Annotated in this window: 14 protein-coding genes (1 of these 14 cut by a window edge); 10 read left to right on the top strand and 4 right to left on the bottom strand. The window is 64.1% G+C overall.

The window, feature by feature from the left end:
• Nucleotides 1-20 precede the first annotated feature (20 nt).
• Nucleotides 21-938 carry a DMT family transporter gene (locus tag RFM68_RS00850; RefSeq protein WP_320230760.1) on the top strand — a complete coding sequence of 306 codons (918 nt, stop codon included), beginning with the start codon at nt 21-23 and terminating at the stop codon, nt 936-938.
• A gap of 25 nt (nt 939-963) precedes the next feature.
• Here the strand turns inward: RFM68_RS00850 and ubiG are convergent, their stop codons facing one another.
• Entirely contained in the window at nt 964-1,713 is a 750-nt protein-coding gene (ubiG, locus tag RFM68_RS00845; protein WP_320230759.1) for a bifunctional 2-polyprenyl-6-hydroxyphenol methylase/3-demethylubiquinol 3-O-methyltransferase UbiG, read from the bottom strand.
• A 242-nt stretch (nt 1,714-1,955) separates the two neighbouring features.
• Nucleotides 1,956-2,255 (bottom strand): antibiotic biosynthesis monooxygenase family protein, encoded by a 300-nt coding sequence (locus RFM68_RS00840; RefSeq protein WP_320230758.1) that lies wholly within the window; start codon nt 2,253-2,255, stop codon nt 1,956-1,958.
• A 215-nt stretch (nt 2,256-2,470) separates the two neighbouring features.
• On the opposite strand from RFM68_RS00840, the gene RFM68_RS00835 reads away from it, so the two are divergent.
• The 8 genes from RFM68_RS00835 (at nt 2,471) to RFM68_RS00800 (ending at nt 14,551) form a co-directional block, all read left to right on the top strand.
• Nucleotides 2,471-3,724 (top strand): aspartate kinase, encoded by a 1,254-nt coding sequence (locus RFM68_RS00835; RefSeq protein ID WP_320230757.1) that lies wholly within the window; start codon nt 2,471-2,473, stop codon nt 3,722-3,724.
• Between the two features lie 83 nt (nt 3,725-3,807).
• Nucleotides 3,808-6,078 carry a phosphoenolpyruvate--protein phosphotransferase gene (gene ptsP / locus RFM68_RS00830; protein WP_320230756.1) on the top strand — a complete coding sequence of 757 codons (2,271 nt, stop codon included), beginning with the start codon at nt 3,808-3,810 and terminating at the stop codon, nt 6,076-6,078.
• A gap of 10 nt (nt 6,079-6,088) precedes the next feature.
• On the top strand, nt 6,089-7,168 hold the full coding sequence (prfA, locus tag RFM68_RS00825) for a peptide chain release factor 1 (protein WP_320230755.1): 1,080 nt from the start codon (nt 6,089-6,091) through the stop codon (nt 7,166-7,168).
• On the top strand, nt 7,161-8,030 hold the full coding sequence (gene prmC, locus RFM68_RS00820) for a peptide chain release factor N(5)-glutamine methyltransferase (protein ID WP_320230754.1): 870 nt from the start codon (nt 7,161-7,163) through the stop codon (nt 8,028-8,030). Before prfA ends, prmC begins: the two co-directional genes overlap by 8 nt.
• A gap of 341 nt (nt 8,031-8,371) precedes the next feature.
• Nucleotides 8,372-9,397, top strand: a complete 1,026-nt coding sequence (locus RFM68_RS00815) for a DUF4167 domain-containing protein (protein WP_320230753.1) — start codon at nt 8,372-8,374, stop codon at nt 9,395-9,397.
• 309 nt (nt 9,398-9,706) lie between these two features.
• On the top strand, nt 9,707-12,313 hold the full coding sequence (clpB, locus tag RFM68_RS00810) for an ATP-dependent chaperone ClpB (protein ID WP_320230752.1): 2,607 nt from the start codon (nt 9,707-9,709) through the stop codon (nt 12,311-12,313).
• A gap of 222 nt (nt 12,314-12,535) precedes the next feature.
• Complete coding sequence (locus tag RFM68_RS00805; protein ID WP_320230751.1) at nt 12,536-12,904, top strand: MmcQ/YjbR family DNA-binding protein; 369 nt, start codon at nt 12,536-12,538, stop codon at nt 12,902-12,904.
• Between the two features lie 129 nt (nt 12,905-13,033).
• On the top strand, nt 13,034-14,551 hold the full coding sequence (locus RFM68_RS00800) for a L,D-transpeptidase family protein (RefSeq protein WP_320230750.1): 1,518 nt from the start codon (nt 13,034-13,036) through the stop codon (nt 14,549-14,551).
• Here RFM68_RS00800 and RFM68_RS00795 read toward each other — a convergent pair.
• Nucleotides 14,525-15,157 (bottom strand): TMEM175 family protein, encoded by a 633-nt coding sequence (locus RFM68_RS00795; protein WP_320230749.1) that lies wholly within the window; start codon nt 15,155-15,157, stop codon nt 14,525-14,527. The two genes, RFM68_RS00800 and RFM68_RS00795, sit on opposite strands and share 27 nt — an antisense overlap.
• A gap of 276 nt (nt 15,158-15,433) precedes the next feature.
• On the opposite strand from RFM68_RS00795, the gene RFM68_RS00790 reads away from it, so the two are divergent.
• Nucleotides 15,434-16,990 (top strand): MFS transporter, encoded by a 1,557-nt coding sequence (locus RFM68_RS00790; protein ID WP_320230748.1) that lies wholly within the window; start codon nt 15,434-15,436, stop codon nt 16,988-16,990.
• Here the strand turns inward: RFM68_RS00790 and RFM68_RS00785 are convergent.
• On the bottom strand, nt 16,987-17,876 hold the end of the coding sequence (locus tag RFM68_RS00785) for a peptidoglycan DD-metalloendopeptidase family protein (protein ID WP_320230747.1). Its footprint extends 1,090 nt past the window's final position; the window shows 890 of its 1,980 coding nt (coding positions 1,091-1,980); its start codon lies beyond the right edge, outside the window; the stop codon is at nt 16,987-16,989. The two genes, RFM68_RS00790 and RFM68_RS00785, sit on opposite strands and share 4 nt — an antisense overlap.

Raw genomic sequence — 17,876 nt, 5'->3', positions numbered from 1 at the left:
TGGATGTGAAGGACGGACCGATGAGATTTCTCTGGGATTCGGCGATTGGCCTTTTGGTCGTGACGGGTGGTCTGCTCGGCATGACGCTGCCGTTCGGCAAGCTCGCCACCGCCGCCGGTGTGCCGGCGATGGTCTGGGCGTTCGTCATTTCGCTGGGCGCCGGCGGCGTGCTGCTGCTGCTGGCGCTTCCGCTGCGCGGCGAGCGCATCCGGCTGACATCGCACAAGCTGCGCTATTTCTTCATCACCGCCGCGATTTCCTATGCCGTTCCCAATCTTTTGATGTTCTCGGCCATTCCGCATCTTGGCGCCGGCTACACCGGCATCATGTTCACGCTGTCGCCGGTCATCACGCTGGTGTTCTCCATCCTGCTCGGTGTCAGGCGTCCCAATCTGCTCGGCATCGTCGGTATTGCCGTCGGCTTCGTCGGCGCGGCGATGGTCGCGCTCACGCGCGGCGAGGCCGGCCAACCGGCCGACTATTTCTGGGTGGCGATCGGGCTGCTCATCCCGGTCAGCCTCGCTGCCGGCAATATCTACCGCACCGTCGACTGGCCGGAAGGCACCGGCCCGATCGAGCTTGCCGTCGGCAGCCATCTGGCTTCCGCCACGCTGCTTCTCATAGGCATCCTCACGCTTTTCGGCACGCATGCCTTCGTTCCGCTCGGCGGCGTGCCGCTGGTGGTCGTTGGCCAGGTGGCTTCGGCCTCGGCGATGTTTGCCTTCTTCTTCCGCCTGCAAGCGGTCGGCGGCCCGGTCTATCTCAGCCAGATCGGCTATGTCGCGGCGGCCGTCGGCCTGTTCGCCGGCACGATCTTCCTTGGCGAGCATTACCAGCTTCTGACCTGGCTGGGCGCCGCCATCATCACCGCCGGCGTCTTCATCACGACCAAGGCGCAAAGCCAGACCGGCGCGCCGGCGCAGGCCCAGGCGGCGTGAGGACGAACGCTATCGCGCAGGCTCCTCAGACCGACGCTTTTTCGGCCAGAACCATGTAGTTGACGTCCATGTCCTTCGACCGCTGCCAGCGGTCGGCCAATGGATGGTACATGACGCCGGTGCGGTCGATGACCGTGAGTCCGGCCGCGCCAAGCGCCTTTGCCAGCTCTTCCGGGCGCACCAGCTTGCCGAACTGATGCGTGCCGCGCGGCAGCCAGCGCAGCACGTATTCCGCGCCGATAATGGCGAGGCCGAGCGCTTTCAGCGTGCGGTTGATGGTGGCGACGAACATGATGCCGCCGGGGCGGACCATCTGGCCGCATTTGGCGACGAACAGGTCGACATCGGCGACATGCTCGACCACTTCCATATTCAGGATGACATCGAAGGTCTCGCCGGCATCCGCCAGCGCCTCCGCCGTCGTGGCGCGATAGTCGATGCCGACGCCAGCTTCCGCCGCATGCAGCTTCGCCACTTCGATGTTGGTGGCGGAAGCGTCGGCGCCGACCACTTCGGCGCCAAGCCGGGCCATCGGCTCGCACAGCAAACCCCCGCCGCAACCGATATCGAGGAAGCGCAGGCCCTCGAAAGGCCGCGCCGCACGCGGATCGCGGCCAAAACGCGCCGCCACCTGGTCGCGAATATAGGCAAGCCGCACCGGATTGAACTTGTGCAGCGGACGGAACTTGCCGTTCGGGTTCCACCATTCGGCGGCAAGGGCGGAGAAGCGTTCGACTTCTCCGGCATCGATGGTCGATCGGCGGGGCTCTGGCATGGCGGGTCTCCTCGGACGTTAGGAAGTCGGGTCCTCGGCAGCGAAAGTCAAGGCAGGTTTTCTCCGCCGCCGCCAACAAGAAGGTCGGCGGAAGCGCTTGGCCGATGCCGCGCCCCGGTTGTCAGCACGTGGCAGCTTGATAGGTCTCGCAATGAAACAAGGCTGGTTTTGGGTCGCACCGTGCGGGTTCGTTGTCGATTACCCGGGCCTTTGGAAAGCGATCGCTGAACTGAATGCGCTCGCTAGGATTTCGATAGCGCGAGCGCGGCATGGCTCATGCTCACGCTGCCCGGCTCGATGGCCTGCATGGCTTCGCAACCGCCGATTTCGGCCATGATGCGCTGGGCGGCTGCCTGCGCTTGCTCAAGGCTCTGCCAGCGCACGATGTCGACCCAGCTTCCATCGTCGCGCTTGCCCAAATGGCGGCTGAGAAAACCGGGCTGGCGCGCGAGCCAGTCGGTGACGACGCCATTTTGGGCGGCAAAATCGGCAGCGGCGTCCGGCTTGAGGCGGAAAGTCACGATTTCCAGCGTCTCGGTCATGGGAGTCCTCCGTCCAATCCGGCAAGCCTATCGCATTGCGGCGCCGGAAACTGTCAGGAGATCGCAAAACCGGCCGAAGGCTCTTCTCCCGCGGCTTCGCTTGCGAAGCCTTGCTGTTTTGGCTAAGGAGGCCGCGCATTTCCGCGTTCGGCTTGCCTGGGCGTTTCCCTCGTTTCCGGCCTTGAGCCGGCCTCAGTCAAAGGCATTTCGCTTCCATGGCGCGTATCGTGATGAAATTCGGCGGAACCTCGGTCGCCGACATCGCCCGCATCCGCAATGTGGCGCGCCATGTCAAACGCGAGGTCGACGCCGGCCATGAGGTCGCCGTCGTGGTCTCGGCCATGGCCGGCAAGACCAACGAGCTGGTCGGCTGGACGCGCGAGGCCTCGCCGATGCACGATGCGCGGGAATATGATGCGGTGGTGGCTTCGGGCGAGCAGATCACCGCCGGCCTTTTGGCGATCACGCTGCAGAATATCGGCATCCATGCCCGCTCATGGCAGGGCTGGCAGATCCCGATCAAGACCGACAACGCCCACGGCGCGGCGCGCATCCTCGACATCGACGGTGGCTTCCTGATCAAGCGCTTCGGCGAGGGCCAGGTGGCGGTCATCGCCGGCTTCCAGGGCATCGGGCCGGACAACCGCATCGCAACGCTCGGCCGCGGCGGCTCCGACACCAGCGCCGTCGCCATCGCGGCCGCGGTCAAGGCCGATCGCTGCGACATCTATACCGATGTCGACGGCGTCTACACGACCGATCCGCGCATCGAGCCGAAGGCGCGCCGGCTGGCCAAGATTTCCTTCGAGGAAATGCTCGAAATGGCCTCGCTCGGCGCCAAGGTGCTGCAGGTGCGCTCGGTCGAGCTTGCCATGGTACACAGGGTGCGTACCTTCGTGCGGTCGTCCTTCGACGATCCCGATGCGCCCGGAATGGGGGATTTGCTCAATCCGCCCGGAACGCTCATTTGCGACGAGGAAGAGATCGTGGAACAGCAGGTCGTCACCGGAATTGCCTACGCCAAGGACGAAGCGCAGATCTCGCTGCGCCGCGTCGGCGATCGCCCGGGCGTTGCCGCCGGCATCTTCGGCCCGCTGGCCGAGGCAAACATCAATGTCGACATGATCGTCCAGAACATCTCCGAGGACGGCAAGTTCACCGACATGACCTTCACCGTGCCGTCCGGCGACGTCGACAAGGCGCTTGCCGTGCTGGAGAGGCTGAAACCCGAAGTCGGCTATGATGTCGTGCAGTCGGAAGCCGGCATGTCGAAGGTCTCGGTCATCGGCATTGGCATGCGCAGCCACGCCGGCGTCGCCGCCACCGCCTTCAAGGCGCTGGCCGACAAGGCGATCAACATCCGCGCCATCACCACCTCCGAGATCAAAATCTCGATACTGATCGACGGTCCCTATACGGAACTGGCGGTTCGCACTTTGCATTCCGTCTACGGTCTGGATAAGCAATAGCAAGAACTGAGTCAGTTGTTGCGTGAGCGCCGGCCGCGGGAGAAACTGCGGCGGGCGGAATGCCCATTGGAGAACAAGCCGCGATGCGTGATACGGCCAGTGGCCCGCGCGTTCTGCTCAAACGGCTCCGCGAGCTCATGCAGGAGCCGCTGGAGCCGCAGGAGCGGCTCGACCGCATCGTGCGCGACATCGCCTCCAACATGGTCGCCGAAGTCTGCTCGCTCTATGTGCTGCGCGCGGACTCCGTGCTCGAACTCTACGCCACCGAAGGTCTGAACCCCAACGCCGTCCACCTGGCGCAGCTCAGGCTCGGGCAGGGCCTGGTCGGCACGATTGCCGCCAGCGCGCGGCCGCTCAACCTCTCCAACGCGCAGGAGCATCCGGCCTTCGCCTACCTGCCGGAGACGGGCGAAGAGATCTACAATTCCTTCCTCGGCGTGCCGGTGCTGAGGGCAGGGCGCACGCTGGGCGTCCTGGTCGTGCAGAACAAGACCATGCGCCACTATCGCGACGACGAGGTCGAGGCGCTGGAAACGACGGCGATGGTTATCGCCGAGATGATCGCCACCGGCGATCTCGCCCGCCTGACCAAGCCGGGGCTGGAGCTCGACCTGCGCCGCCCGGTGAGCTTCACCGGCCTCTCCTTCAATGACGGCGTCGGCCTCGGCCATGTCGTGCTGCACGAGCCGCGCATCGTCGTCACCAATCTGTTCAACGAGGACAGCGAGGAGGAGGTGCGCCGTCTCGACCGCTCGCTCGGCTCGCTCAGGCTTTCGATCGACGACATGCTGGAGCGCCGCGACGTCGCCTTCGAGGGGGAGCACCGCGAGGTGCTCGAAGCCTACCGCATGTTCGCCAACGACCGCGGTTGGGTGCGGCGGCTGGAAGAGGCGATCCGCAATGGCCTAACGGCGGAAGCGGCGGTGGAAAAGGTGCAAAGCGACATGCGCGCGCGCATGCTGCACATGACCGACCCTTATCTGCGCGAACGGATGAGCGATTTCGACGATCTCGCCAACCGGCTCTTACGCCAGCTGATGGGGCGTGGTCCGGAGGATGTCGCGGCCTCGCTGCCCAAGGACGCCATCCTGATCGCCCGCTCGATGGGCGCGGCCGAGCTGCTCGACTATCCGCGCGACAAGCTGCGCGGCCTGGTGCTGGAGGACGGCGCCGCGACCAGCCATGTCGTCATCGTCGCGCGTGCCATGGGCATTCCTGTCGCCGGGCAGGTGAAGGGCGCCGTTTCCATGGCGGAAAACGGCGACGCCATCATCGTCGACGGCGAGGAAGGCACCATCCATCTGCGGCCGCAATCCGACCTGGAAGCCGCCTATGCCGAAAAGGTCCGTTTCCGGGCGCGGCGGCAGGAGGTCTATCGCGAGCTGCGCAAGAAGCCGTCGCTGACCAGGGACGGGGTTCCGGTCGATCTCCTGATGAATGCCGGCCTCGCCGTCGACCTGCCGCAACTGACCGAGTCGGGCGCCGCCGGCATCGGCCTGTTCCGCACCGAATTGCAGTTCATGGTCGCCTCGACCTTCCCGCGCGCCGAGGCGCAGGAGCGGCTTTACCGCGACGTGCTCGATGCCGCGCGCGGCAAGCCGGTCACCTTCCGCACCATCGACATCGGCGGCGACAAGGTCCTGCCTTACTTCAAGGGTGCGATCCAGGAAGAAAACCCGGCGCTCGGCTGGCGGGCGATCCGGCTGACGCTAGACCGGCCCGGCTTGCTGCGCACCCAGATACGCGCGCTGCTGAAGGCCTGCGGCGGCCGCGAGCTGAAGCTGATGCTGCCGATGGTGACCGAGCTGTCGGAAATCGCGCAGGCGCGCGAGATCATCGACCGCGAGGTTCGGCATCTGTCGCGCTTTGCCCATCATTTGCCCACCAGCCTCAAGCTCGGCGCGATGCTCGAAGTGCCGTCGCTGCTGTTCCAGCTCGACGAATTGATGAAGGCGGTCGATTTCGTCTCGGTCGGCTCCAACGACCTCTTCCAGTTCGTCATGGCCGTCGACCGCGGCAACACCCAGCTTGCCGACCGCTTCGACAATCTGTCGACGCCGTTCCTCAGGGTGCTGAAGACGATCGCCGATGCCGGCCTGCGCAACGACACGCCGGTGACGCTTTGCGGAGAGCTCGCCGGCAAGCCTATCTCGGCAATGGCGCTGATCGGCCTCGGCTTCCGCTCGATCTCGATGTCGCCGGCATCGATCGGTCCGGTCAAGGCGATGCTGACCGAACTGCCGCTGCAGGAGCTGGAAGGCTTCTTCAACGACAATCTGATGGCGCCCAGCCAGAAGTTGCCGATGCGCGCGCTGCTGCAAGCCTTTGCCGACGACCGCTCGATACCGTTATAGCATTTTCACCATGATCAACCTGCCCCGCGACCGTATGGATCAAGTCGTCAAGCGTTTCGACATGCTCGAAGCGCAGATGTCGGCCGGACCCGCCCCCGACGCCTATGTCAAGATGGCCTCCGAATATGCCGACATCCAGGAGATGGTGGGCAAGATCCGGGCGCTGCGCGCCGCCGAGCAGGAGCAGGCGGACCTCGAGGGGATGCTCGCCGACAAGGCGACCGACGCCGACATGCGGGCGCTCGCCGAGGCGGACCTGCCGGAGGTCGAGGAGCGTATCGAGACGCTGCAGAAGGACATGCAGATCCTGCTTCTGCCCAAGGATGCGGCCGACGAAAGGAACGCCATCCTCGAAATCCGCGCCGGCACCGGCGGCGACGAGGCGGCCCTCTTCGCCGGCGACCTGTTTCGCATGTATGAGCGCTACGCCGCCTCGCGCGGCTGGCGATTCGAAACGGTGTCGGCCAGCGATGGCGATGCCGGCGGCTACAAGGAAATCATCGCCACGGTTTCAGGCAGAGGTGTCTTTGCCCATCTGAAATTCGAGTCCGGCGTGCATCGTGTGCAACGCGTGCCGGCGACCGAAGCCAGCGGACGTATCCACACGTCAGCCGCCACGGTTGCAGTGTTGCCGGAAGCCGAAGAGGTCGACATCGAAATCCGTGCCGAAGACATCCGCATCGATACGATGCGCGCTTCGGGTTCGGGCGGCCAGCACGTCAACACCACCGATTCGGCGGTCCGCATCACGCACTTGCCGACGGGCATCATGGTGGTGCAGGCGGAAAAGTCGCAGCACCAGAACCGGGCAAAGGCCATGCAGATCCTGCGGGCGCGGCTCTACGACCTCGAACGCAGCCGGGCGGACGAAGAACGCTCGGAGTCGCGCAAATCGCAGGTCGGCTCGGGCGACCGGTCGGAGCGCATCCGCACCTATAATTTCCCGCAAGGGCGCGTCACCGATCACCGCATCAACCTCACGCTCTACAAGCTTGACCGGGTGATGATGGGCGAGCTCGACGAGGTGGTCGACACGCTGATCGCCGATCATCAGTCGAAGTTGCTTGCCGATATGGGCCTCGATGGCTGATCAACTGCCCGCCGCGCTCGGGCCGCTGCTCAGGGCGGCGCGCGAGCGGCTGGCCGCGGCCGGCATTGACGATCCCGCGCTCGATTCGCGGCTGATCGTCGAGCATTTCTCCGGCACGACCCGCACCCAAGCCATTGCCGAAACGGGGCAAAAAGTGGGGTCCGCGGCGCTTTCGGCCATCGAAACGGCCCTGAGGCGTCGAGAAGCAGGCGAGCCGGTGCACCGTATCCTCGGCTACCGCGAATTCTACGGTTTGCGGCTATCGCTGTCGTCGGGGACGCTGGAGCCTCGGCCGGACACCGAGACGCTGGTCGACGCGGTCTTGCCGTTCGCCAGGGCAACCGCCGAAAGGCTGGGCGAATGCCGCATCCTCGATCTCGGCACCGGCACCGGCGCCATCGCGCTGGCCCTGCTCGGCGCCGTTCCGGCGGCCACCGCGACAGGCGTCGACATTTCGCTCGACGCACTGGCGACAGCAGCCGGGAATGCCCGGGATCTGGGGCTTGGCGGGCGTTTCAAAGCCTTGCATTCCAACTGGTTCGAAAAAGTTTCGGGCCGCTACCATGTAATTGCCTCGAACCCTCCCTATATACCCAGTCGAGACATCGGAAATCTGCAGGACGAAGTCCGCGATTTCGACCCGCACCGGGCGTTGGATGGCGGTGTGGATGGTTTGGACCCCTACCGGGTCATCGCTGCCGAAGCGGCAGAATTTCTGGAAACGCAAGGCAAGGTAGCGGTCGAGATCGGCCACATGCAGAAAACCGAGGTCACCGGGATATTCGTGGCAGCCGGCTACAGTATCATGGGTGCCTATCGCGACCTCGGCGGCAACGACAGAGTTCTGGTGTTCGAGCATTGAAAGCCTTGATGCAGTGCGAAAAAACCGCTTGGCAACACCGGGGAATGCAGTTAGGGTCCGGCTCAACCGGATGAGACGAAGCAGGCAGTGCTCCCAGCGATTCGGTTTTTCCTTGGAAATAGCTGCCTTCTTGCGCAAACGACGCCCAAGCTTCGTGCGGGAATCGTCCGGCAAGTGATGTAACCGGAACAGGATGGCACGTGGCGCCAACGCAATTGATGCGGGCGAACGCCGGTGAAGAAACGAAACGGCTGGCCGCATGAGCGCCTCCGTTCGTGAAGAGTTTTTCGAAAATTCACTATGAAGAGAGTCTAATGAGGCCACAACAGCAGAACAGGCGCATGCGCGGTCGCAACAACAGCGGCGGCGGCGGTAACAACAACAACAACCGCAAGGGGCCAAATCCCCTGACCCGCACTTACGAGAGCAACGGCCCGGACGTGAAGATCCGCGGATCGGCTCAACAGATCGCCGAAAAATACGCCACACTCGCCCGTGACGCGCAGAGTTCCGGCGACAGGGTGATGGCGGAGAACTATCTCCAGCACGCCGAACATTACAATCGCATCATTGCCGCCGCGCAGGCGCAGATGCCGATCCAGAACGCCCAGCAGAACCGCGACGATTTCGATGACGACCTCGACGATGATCGCGACGAGTTCGACAATGTCGGAAGTAACAGCGGCAATGGCGCCGAAGCGTCGGCCGCGGCGAGCGGCTCGGGGCCGCAGCCGGTGATCGAAGGTACGCCGGCCGAACTCGCCTACAATCAGGAAAACAGTCGCGACAACAACAACCGTCGCGACAATAACCAGCGCGACAACCGCGATAACAATGGCCGCGACCGGCATCGTGACCGCCGTAATGGCGGCTATGGCCAGAACGGTCAGCGTGGCGAAAACGGCCAGCGCGGCGAACATGGCGGCCAGCAATTCGACCAGAACCGCCGCAATGAGGCGCAGGCACAGCCCGAGGCTGCCGGAGAGGCCGGCCAGCAGGCCGAGCAGGCGCCGCAGTTCGACAGCTTCTCACCCGCTGCGCTCGCCGCCCAGGCCGAGCTCAACGAGGCCGCCATGGACAATGGCGGCGGTCGCCGGCCACGGCGTCCGCGCCGCCCGCGCGGCAGCTATGCCGATCAGCCAGGCAATGGCGAGCAGGGCGACCAGCCCGAGAGCGCGAGCCCCGAAAGTTCAGGCTCCGAAAGTTCAGGCCAGGCACACAACGCGGTGAACAACGGCGACGAGGTCAGTGCCAGGGCCGCCGAAGAGGCGAAGCCGGCGAGCGAGGCTGTCGCCAGCGAGCCGGCGCCGGCTGCCAGCGAAGCTACGGCTCCCGGCGAGCCTGTTGCCGCCGACGCGAACAACTGATCAAGACGCCATTCCAGGCATTGCAAACGGCGGGGAGCCTTCTCCGCCGTTTTCGTTGTGCGCGGTTAAAGCGCGTTTCAACGCGCTTTGGCTCCTCGTTCGATGCATGTCGTTTGCCCAAAACCGCTGCACACTTTTGGGGCGACATGCATTGGGATATTCTGCTTTGATCGACATCAATGCGTCTTGAGGGACCGCGGTCCATACACCATATCTTGCCAGTAACAGGGCCCGGCTCTTATGGGCGAGCCCGTCACCGCAATCTGATCCGGTGCCGCAAAGCGGGCCGGTGAGGGAAGGAGACAGAGAATGAATCTTGAAAAATACTCGGAGCGCGTGCGCGGCTTCATCCAGTCCGCGCAGACCATGGCGCTCTCGCGCAACCACCAGCAATTCACCCCCGAACATATGTTGAAGGTGCTCGTCGACGATGATGAGGGCCTTGCCGCCTCCTTGATTGAGCGTGCCGGCGGCCGTGCCCGCGACGTCAAGCTCGGCGTCGAGACGGCACTCGAGGCCATGCCCAAGGTCGAAGGCGGCAACGGCCAGCTCTATCTTGCCCAGCCGCTCGCCAAGGTGTTTTCGACCGCCGAGGATCTGGCCAAGAAGGCCGGCGACAGCTTCGTCACCGTCGAGCGGCTGCTGCAGGCGCTTGCCATGGAGAAGTCGGCCAAGACCGCCGACATCCTGTCCAAGGCAGGCGTCACCGCGCAGGCGCTCAACCTGGCTATCAACGATATCCGCAAGGGCCGCACCGCCGACTCGGCCAGCGCCGAGCAGGGCTATGACGCGCTGAAGAAATATGCGCGCGATCTCACGGCCGATGCCCGCGCCGGCAAGCTCGATCCGGTCATCGGCCGCGACGACGAGATCCGCCGCACAATCCAGGTGCTGTCGCGGCGCACCAAGAACAACCCCGTGCTGATCGGCGAGCCGGGCGTCGGCAAGACGGCGATCGCCGAGGGCCTGGCGCTGCGCATCGTCAATGGCGACGTGCCGGAATCGCTGAAGGACAAGCAATTGATGGCGCTCGACATGGGCGCGCTTATTGCCGGCGCCAAATATCGCGGCGAGTTCGAGGAGCGGCTGAAGGCCGTTCTCAACGAAGTCACGTCGGCCAACGGCAACATCATCCTGTTCATCGACGAGATGCACACGCTGGTCGGCGCCGGCAAGGCGGACGGTGCGATGGACGCGTCCAACCTGTTGAAGCCCGCGCTGGCGCGCGGCGAGCTGCACTGCGTCGGTGCGACCACGCTCGACGAATACCGCAAGCATGTCGAAAAGGATCCCGCGCTTGCCCGCCGTTTCCAGCCCGTCTTCGTCGACGAGCCGACGGTCGAAGACACGGTTTCGATCCTGCGCGGCCTGAAGGAGAAGTACGAACAGCACCACAAGGTGCGCATCTCCGATTCGGCACTGGTGTCGGCGGCGACACTTTCCAACCGCTACATCGCCGACCGCTTCCTGCCCGACAAGGCCATCGACCTGGTCGACGAGGCCGCATCGCGGCTCAGGATGCAGGTCGATTCCAAGCCCGAGGCGCTGGACGAGATCGACCGCCGCATCATGCAGCTCAAGATCGAGCGCGAGGCGCTGAAGGTCGAAAAGGACGAGGCCTCGAAGGACCGGCTGGCCCGGCTGGAGAAGGAACTTGCCGACCTCGAGGAGGAATCGACCGAGCTGACCGCGAAGTGGCAGGCCGAAAAGCAGAAGCTCGGTCTTGCCGCCGACCTCAAGAAGCAGCTCGACGAGATGCGCAACGAATTGGCGATCGCCCAGCGCAAGGGCGAGTTCCAGCGCGCCGGCGAGCTTGCCTATGGCAGGATCCCGGAGCTTGAGAAGAAGCTGAAGGAAGCCGAAGCCCAGGACGGCAAGGCCAGCATGGTGGAAGAGGTGGTCACGCCCGACCACGTTGCCCATATCGTGTCGCGCTGGACCGGCATTCCGGTCGACAAGATGCTGGAGGGCGAGCGCGACAAGCTGTTGCGCATGGAAGACGAGATCGGCAAGCGCGTCGTCGGCCAGGGCGAAGCCGTGCAGGCGGTGTCCAAGGCCGTGCGTCGCGCCCGCGCCGGGCTGCAGGACCCCAACCGGCCGATCGGCTCGTTCATGTTCCTCGGGCCGACCGGCGTCGGCAAGACCGAGCTGACCAAGGCGCTGGCCAGCTTCCTGTTCGACGACGAGACGGCGCTGGTGCGCATCGACATGTCGGAGTTCATGGAGAAGCACTCCGTCGCCCGGCTGATCGGAGCGCCCCCCGGCTATGTCGGCTATGAGGAAGGCGGCGCGCTAACCGAAGCGGTGCGGCGCCGGCCCTATCAGGTGGTGCTGTTCGACGAGATCGAGAAGGCGCATCCGGACGTGTTCAACGTGCTCCTGCAGGTGCTCGATGACGGCCGCCTGACCGACGGACAGGGCCGAACGGTCGACTTCCGCAACACGCTGATCATCATGACGTCGAATCTCGGCGCCGAATATCTGGTCGGTCTCAACGACGACCAGGATGTCGATGCCGTGCGCGACGAGGTGATGGCCGTGGTGAAGGCCTCGTTCCGGCCGGAGTTCCTCAACCGCGTCGACGAGGTGATTCTGTTCCACCGGCTGCGCCGGCAGGACATGGACCGCATCGTCGAGATTCAGCTCAAGCGGCTGGAGAACCTGCTCGTCGACCGCAAGATCATGCTGTCGCTGGATCATGACGCGATCGAGTGGCTGGCGTCGAAGGGTTATGATCCGGCCTATGGCGCCAGGCCGCTGAAGCGAGTGATGCAGAAGGAACTGCAGGACCCGTTGGCGGAAAAGATACTGCTCGGCGAGATTCTCGACGGTTCGACCGTCAAGGTCACCGCGGGCTCGGATCGGCTGAACTTCCGCTCGAAGCCGACCGTGGTGGCGACGGAAGCAGCCGCCTGACCTCGGGCAGTTGGAGTGAACGCAAGCGCGTCGCATCGGACTGGTGCGGCGCGCTTTGTTATTTCCGGTGGCTGCGCGTAATCAGCTGCCGATTCGAAAATGGCTAAAGCGCGTCGCGATGAAACGGATTCAGGCGACGCGCTTTAAGCCTTTGTTTTGATGCATGTCGTTATCCCAAAACCGCTGCGCACTTTTGGGCGACATGCATTGGGGAGGGCCTCGGTGAAGCTCGACGATTATAACGGCTTCTGCGCTTCGCTGCCCGCGACGACGCATGCGGTCCAATGGGGCGGCGCTCATGTCTGGAAGGTCGGCGGCAAGGTGTTTGCCATTGGCGGCTGGAATGAGGGCGGGCAGTTATTCGTCACCTTCAAATGTTCCGAGATGGCCTATGACGTGCTGAAGGATCAGCCGGGCTGCCGGCCCGCGCCTTATCTCGCCTCGCGCGGCATGAAATGGATCCAGCGTCAGACAAGCCAAAGCATGGATGATGCGGCGCTCAGGGACTATCTGCGCGAGAGCCATCGCCTGGTCGTCCTCAAGCTTACCAAGCAGGCGCGCAAGGAATTGGGGCTTGCGCAAGCTAATTAATATTCCTCAAGGTACCGGAAAGCCGCCATCTTCATGCCCGGTTCATATTGGAACCTTAATTTTGGTAACTGGTTTGCTGGCGAAGGGTTCGCCCGCAAGCGCCCGGTGGACCGGAGAGCTTGACCCCCCATGCTGCGCTTGATCTTTTCCCTTTCGGCACTCGCGGTCGGGCTGGTGTCCTCCAGTGCGTTTGCCGCGCCGGGCGTGGATGGCGCGCAGAGCGCGCGCCCGGCTGAGCGCGGCGCGCTGATGCTGGCGCAGGAAGGCAATATCGACATCTACTACGACGCCAGGGGCAACCGGGTGCTGGTCGATGCCGACACCGGCAAGGTGATCGCCATCCAGCCGCCGGGGAGCAGGCTCGACCGCCGCGTGCTTCGACGGCAGATGCGCATGCAGGAGCTCGGCCGCGCGCCGGCCGAGGACGATGACCGCTATTATCTCGACAATCCCGAAGACATGGCTCGCTTCCGCCGGCGGCAACTGGAGGAGAACGGCCGGGTCATCGCGCCGCCGGCCGACGGATATGATCCCAACGGCGACAATTCCGTCGATGCCTATCCTCCGGCGCCCAATAATGATGAGGGCTATGCCACCACTTATCCCGACGCGCCGAAGTCGAACACCATCAAGCGCCAGCCGCTGGACGAGGCGTCGATCGATCAGGAGCAGCCGGGGCAGGGGGAAGTGCTGCAGACCAATCCGGACGCCCAGGCATCATTGCCGCCGAACACAGGCGGCAAGGCCACCGTCGATCCATCGCTGTCGCTTGGGGTGCGCCAGGATGTTGCGGCGCTGCAGGTGCTGCTCGACCGCGGCGGTGCTTCGCCGGGCGTGATCGACGGGCGCTTCGGCTCGAACGTCGACAAGGCTTTGGCCGCCTACAACGAAATAAACGGCAGCAATTTGAAATCGACCGATGCTGTCGGCATCCAGGCGGCGCTTGCGCAATCCGGCGGTGACGCCTTTGCCTCCTACACGATCACGCCGGAAGATGCGGCCGGCCCCTACGTCGCCTCGATCCCGGAGGACTACAGCCTGAAGGCCAAGCTCGACCGTATGGGCTACATCTCGGTCACCGAGGCGCTGGCCGAGCGCTTCCATATGGACGAGACCTATCTGAAGTCGATCAACAAGGGCGCGGACTTCAATCGCCCCGGCACGATGATCAAGGTCGCCAATTTCGGCAAGCTGGTGTCGACGCCGGTGGCGCGCATCGTCGCCGACAAGACCAAGAAGGAAGTCTACGCTTATGATGCGGGCGGCAAGCTGGTCGCGGCCTATCCGGCGACCATCGGCTCGGCCGACACGCCGTCGCCCACCGGCATCCACACGGTGTCACGCATCGCGCTCGACCCGAACTACACCTACAACCCAAGCATCAACTTCAGGCAGGGCCAGAACGACAAGATCCTGACCATCCCGCCGGGCCCGAACGGCCCGGTCGGCTCGGTGTGGATCGCGCTGGACAAGCCGACCTACGGCATCCACGGCACGCCCGAGCCCTCCAAGATCGGCAAGACCGAAAGCCATGGTTGCGTGCGCCTGACCAACTGGGATGCGCGCGAGCTTGCCAAGCTGGTGTCGCCGGGCGTCACGGTGGAGTTTGTCGGCGGATCCTCAGCCGATGATTTTGCGCAACAGTGAAGCGCGCGGCGCGCTAGCGTAGATCAACTGAACCAGCAGGATGAAGCCGACGCTGAGCAGCGGTGTGACAAGGCAAAGCGCTGCGCCGACCGCCCAGAGAATCTGTGCCTTGACGATGCGCAGATAGACGGTGCGCCGCGTTTGCGCGTCGACGTCCTCGGCGATCATGCCGTTCCTGTCGGCATACGACCAGCTCGCGAAAAGCGTTGCACCCAGCATCAGCAGGTTCAGCCAGTAGACGAGCACCGCAATCCTGAACTCCAGGAAATCGGCCAGAAGATCGGTTGAGAACGGCAGCAGCGCGATGAAGGCAAGAAAGCAAAGGTTGAGCGTCGCGAGCCGCCGATCCGACTTGGCGATCAGGCCATGCTGCGCCTGCTGGCCGAACCAGAAGATGGTCAGCGTCAGGAAACTCAGGGCATAGGTCAGGAACCGCGGTGCCAGCGCGAGGATCGCTCCAAGCAACTCGCTTTCCGAATGCACCGCCTCATGCGACGGCACCCTGATCTCCAGCACGATCAAGGTCAGCGCGATGGCGAAGACGCCGTCGGTTATGCCGACGATGCGTCCGCGTCCTTCCGCCGACGGTTCGAGCGGCCGCTTCATGGCTTCCCTCTCCTGCGCGTAACGACCGGAACCTAGCACGCGTCCGGCGGTTTGCATCAGAATTGGCGTTCACCTCGCCATGCGGCCAGCGTCGGATGATTTCAGGTCGACTCGACCTGAAATCATCCGACTCTAAATTAAAGAGATAGAGCATGATGTCGCCCGAACACCGCTTCACACTTTTCGGCATCATGCTCTCGTCTAGCCATCTGGTTTCAAGAACAGCAACGCTCTGGCTTGTTGTTGCCGATACGCGAGAGGGGTAAGCAGGCTTTCATGACGACTTCGAATGAAGCCACCGCCGATTCGCCTTCGACAGCGCCGCGCGCGAACGGCACGTTCTGCCCGCAGTCGCGGCGCAAGTTCGTGCTGGTCGCGGCAATCCTTGCCTCGTCGCTGGGTTTTATCGACGGTTCGATCCTGGCGATCGCCATGCCGGCGCTGCGCGCAAATCTTGACGCCAGCCTGGCGCAAGCGCAGTGGATTTCCAATGCCTATGCGCTGACGCTTTCGGCGCTCATCCTGGCGGGCGGTGCCGCCGGCGACCGGTTTGGGTTGCGGCGCGCCTTCGTCACCGGCATTGCGCTGTTCATCGCGGCCTCGCTGGCCTGCGCGGTCGCGCCCGATCCTGCCGTGCTGATTGGATTTCGCGCCATCCAGGGTATCGGGGCGGCAATCATGGTGCCGGGCAGCCTCGCCATCATCGCCAAAGCCTATCCGAAGAAGGAGCGTGGCCGGGCGATCGGCATCTGGGCGGCCGCATCGGCGCTGACCACGGCGCTTGGGCCGATGCTGGGCGGCTTTTTCCTGTCGACGTTCGGCAACGGGGTCTGGCGCGCGATCTTTGCCATCAACCTGCCGCTTGGCCTGATCTCGATCTACCTGCTGCTGGCCAAGGTGCCGGCCGACAAGCCGACAGAAAAGCGCAGCCTCGATCTCGGCGGCGCCGCGCTGGCGACGCTTGCTTTCGGGTTGGTCGCCTACGGGTTGACCGCAATGAACGCCGAAGGCGCCGGACTGATGTCCGGCCCGGCGATCGTTGCCGGCGTGGTCCTGCTTTTTGTCTTCATCTTTTATGAGCTGCGGCGGCGCGACCCGATGATCGATCTCGGCCTGTTCCGGATCAGGGCCTTTGCCGGCGCCAATCTGGCGACATTCTTCCTTTATTTCGCGCTGTCGGCCAACCTGTTCTACCTGCCGATGCTTTTGATCGCCGGCTGGAGACTAAGCGAGGCCGAGGTCGGTTTCATCTTCCTGCCGCTGTCGGCGTCGATCGCGCTTTTGTCCGGGCCGGTCGGCCAGTGGTCGGACCGGATCGGTCCGCGCTTTCCGATCGCCAGCGGCAGCATGGTCGTCGCCATCGCCTTCGCCGGCCTCGCTTTGCTCACCCATTTCGGCATTCACAATTTCTGGACCGGGACCTTTCCGCTGATAGCACTGATGGGACTTGGCATGGCGCAAGTCGTGTCGCCGCTGTCGACCGCGGTCATGACTTCCGTCGAGGACAAGGATACCGGGGCTGCGTCCGGCATCAACAATGCGGTCTCGCGCGTCGGCGGGCTGATCGCGGTGGCGGCAATGGGCTCGCTGGCGGCGATCGTCTATGCGCGCATGACCGGTGGCATGTCAGGCGTTCCCGGCTTTGGTGAGCCAGCGCCGGCCGGACTGGCCGCCGATGTTGATGCGGCGAGAGTTGCAGCGGGCGATTCGGCGTTTGCCGCGGTTGCGGCAGTCACGGCGCTGCTTTGCCTGCTGTCGTCGGCCATCGCCTGGTTTACGGTGCCCGGGCAGGTGTCGCCTTGGCCGCAGCAGTCAAATGATTCGCTTGATTAGTTCGGAAGCTGCGAATCAGTCTTGGCGCTGGCGACCTTCAGCGAATTGCCGTCTTCCTGCTTGAGCAGATCGTCGATGCGCTCGCGCTCGCGCTTGAAGGCGACGAGGTCGTCGCCCTTAAGCACCTTGCCGACCGGCAGGCGGACGCGCATCGAATCGACCTTGGTGCCGTTGACGATCAGCTCGTAGTGAAGATGCGGGCCGGTGGAGAGGCCGGTCTGGCCGAGATAGCCGATGGTCTGACCCTGGCGGACATGAACGCCAACCTCGATGCCTTTGGCGAAAGCACTCTGGTGATTGTAGGAGGTCTCGTAGCCATTGGCGTGGCGGATGATGATCTGCTTGCCATAGCCGCCGGCCCAGCCGGCCTTCTCGATGACGCCGTTGCCGGCGGCGATAATCGGTGTGCCGATCGGCGCCGCCCAGTCGGTGCCGGTATGCATGCGGACATAGCCGAGGATCGGGTGCCGCCGCGCGCCGAAGCCGGAGGTGAAGCGCCCGTTTGGCAGCGGATTGCGCAATAGGAACTGCTTGGCGCTCGAGCCATTTTCGTCGAAATAGTCGGTGCCGCCGTCCTGCATCTGGAAACGATAGAAATTGCGCGTCTGGCCGCCGAAGGTCGACGAGACATAAAGAAGCTCGGAGCTGTCGGAAGTCTGGTTGTCGCCATCGGGCTGCGAGAACAGGACCTCGAGGCGGTCGGTCGGCGAAATCCGCGACTGATAGTCGACGTCGGAGGCAAGAAGCTTGATCAGCTTCTGCGTCATCGCTTTCGACATGCCGTAGGAATAAGCGGCGCGGTAGATGCCGTCATAGACGTTGGGCAGGTTGCCGCGCACCACGACGGGCTGCGAATCGTCGAACGCCGTCAAAAGCTCCGGGTTTG

This window comes from Mesorhizobium montanum (assembly GCF_033977145.1).
GTDB classification, from domain to species: Bacteria; Pseudomonadota; Alphaproteobacteria; order Rhizobiales; family Rhizobiaceae; genus Mesorhizobium; species Mesorhizobium montanum.
This window is presented reverse-complemented; position numbering and strand designations above follow the sequence as displayed.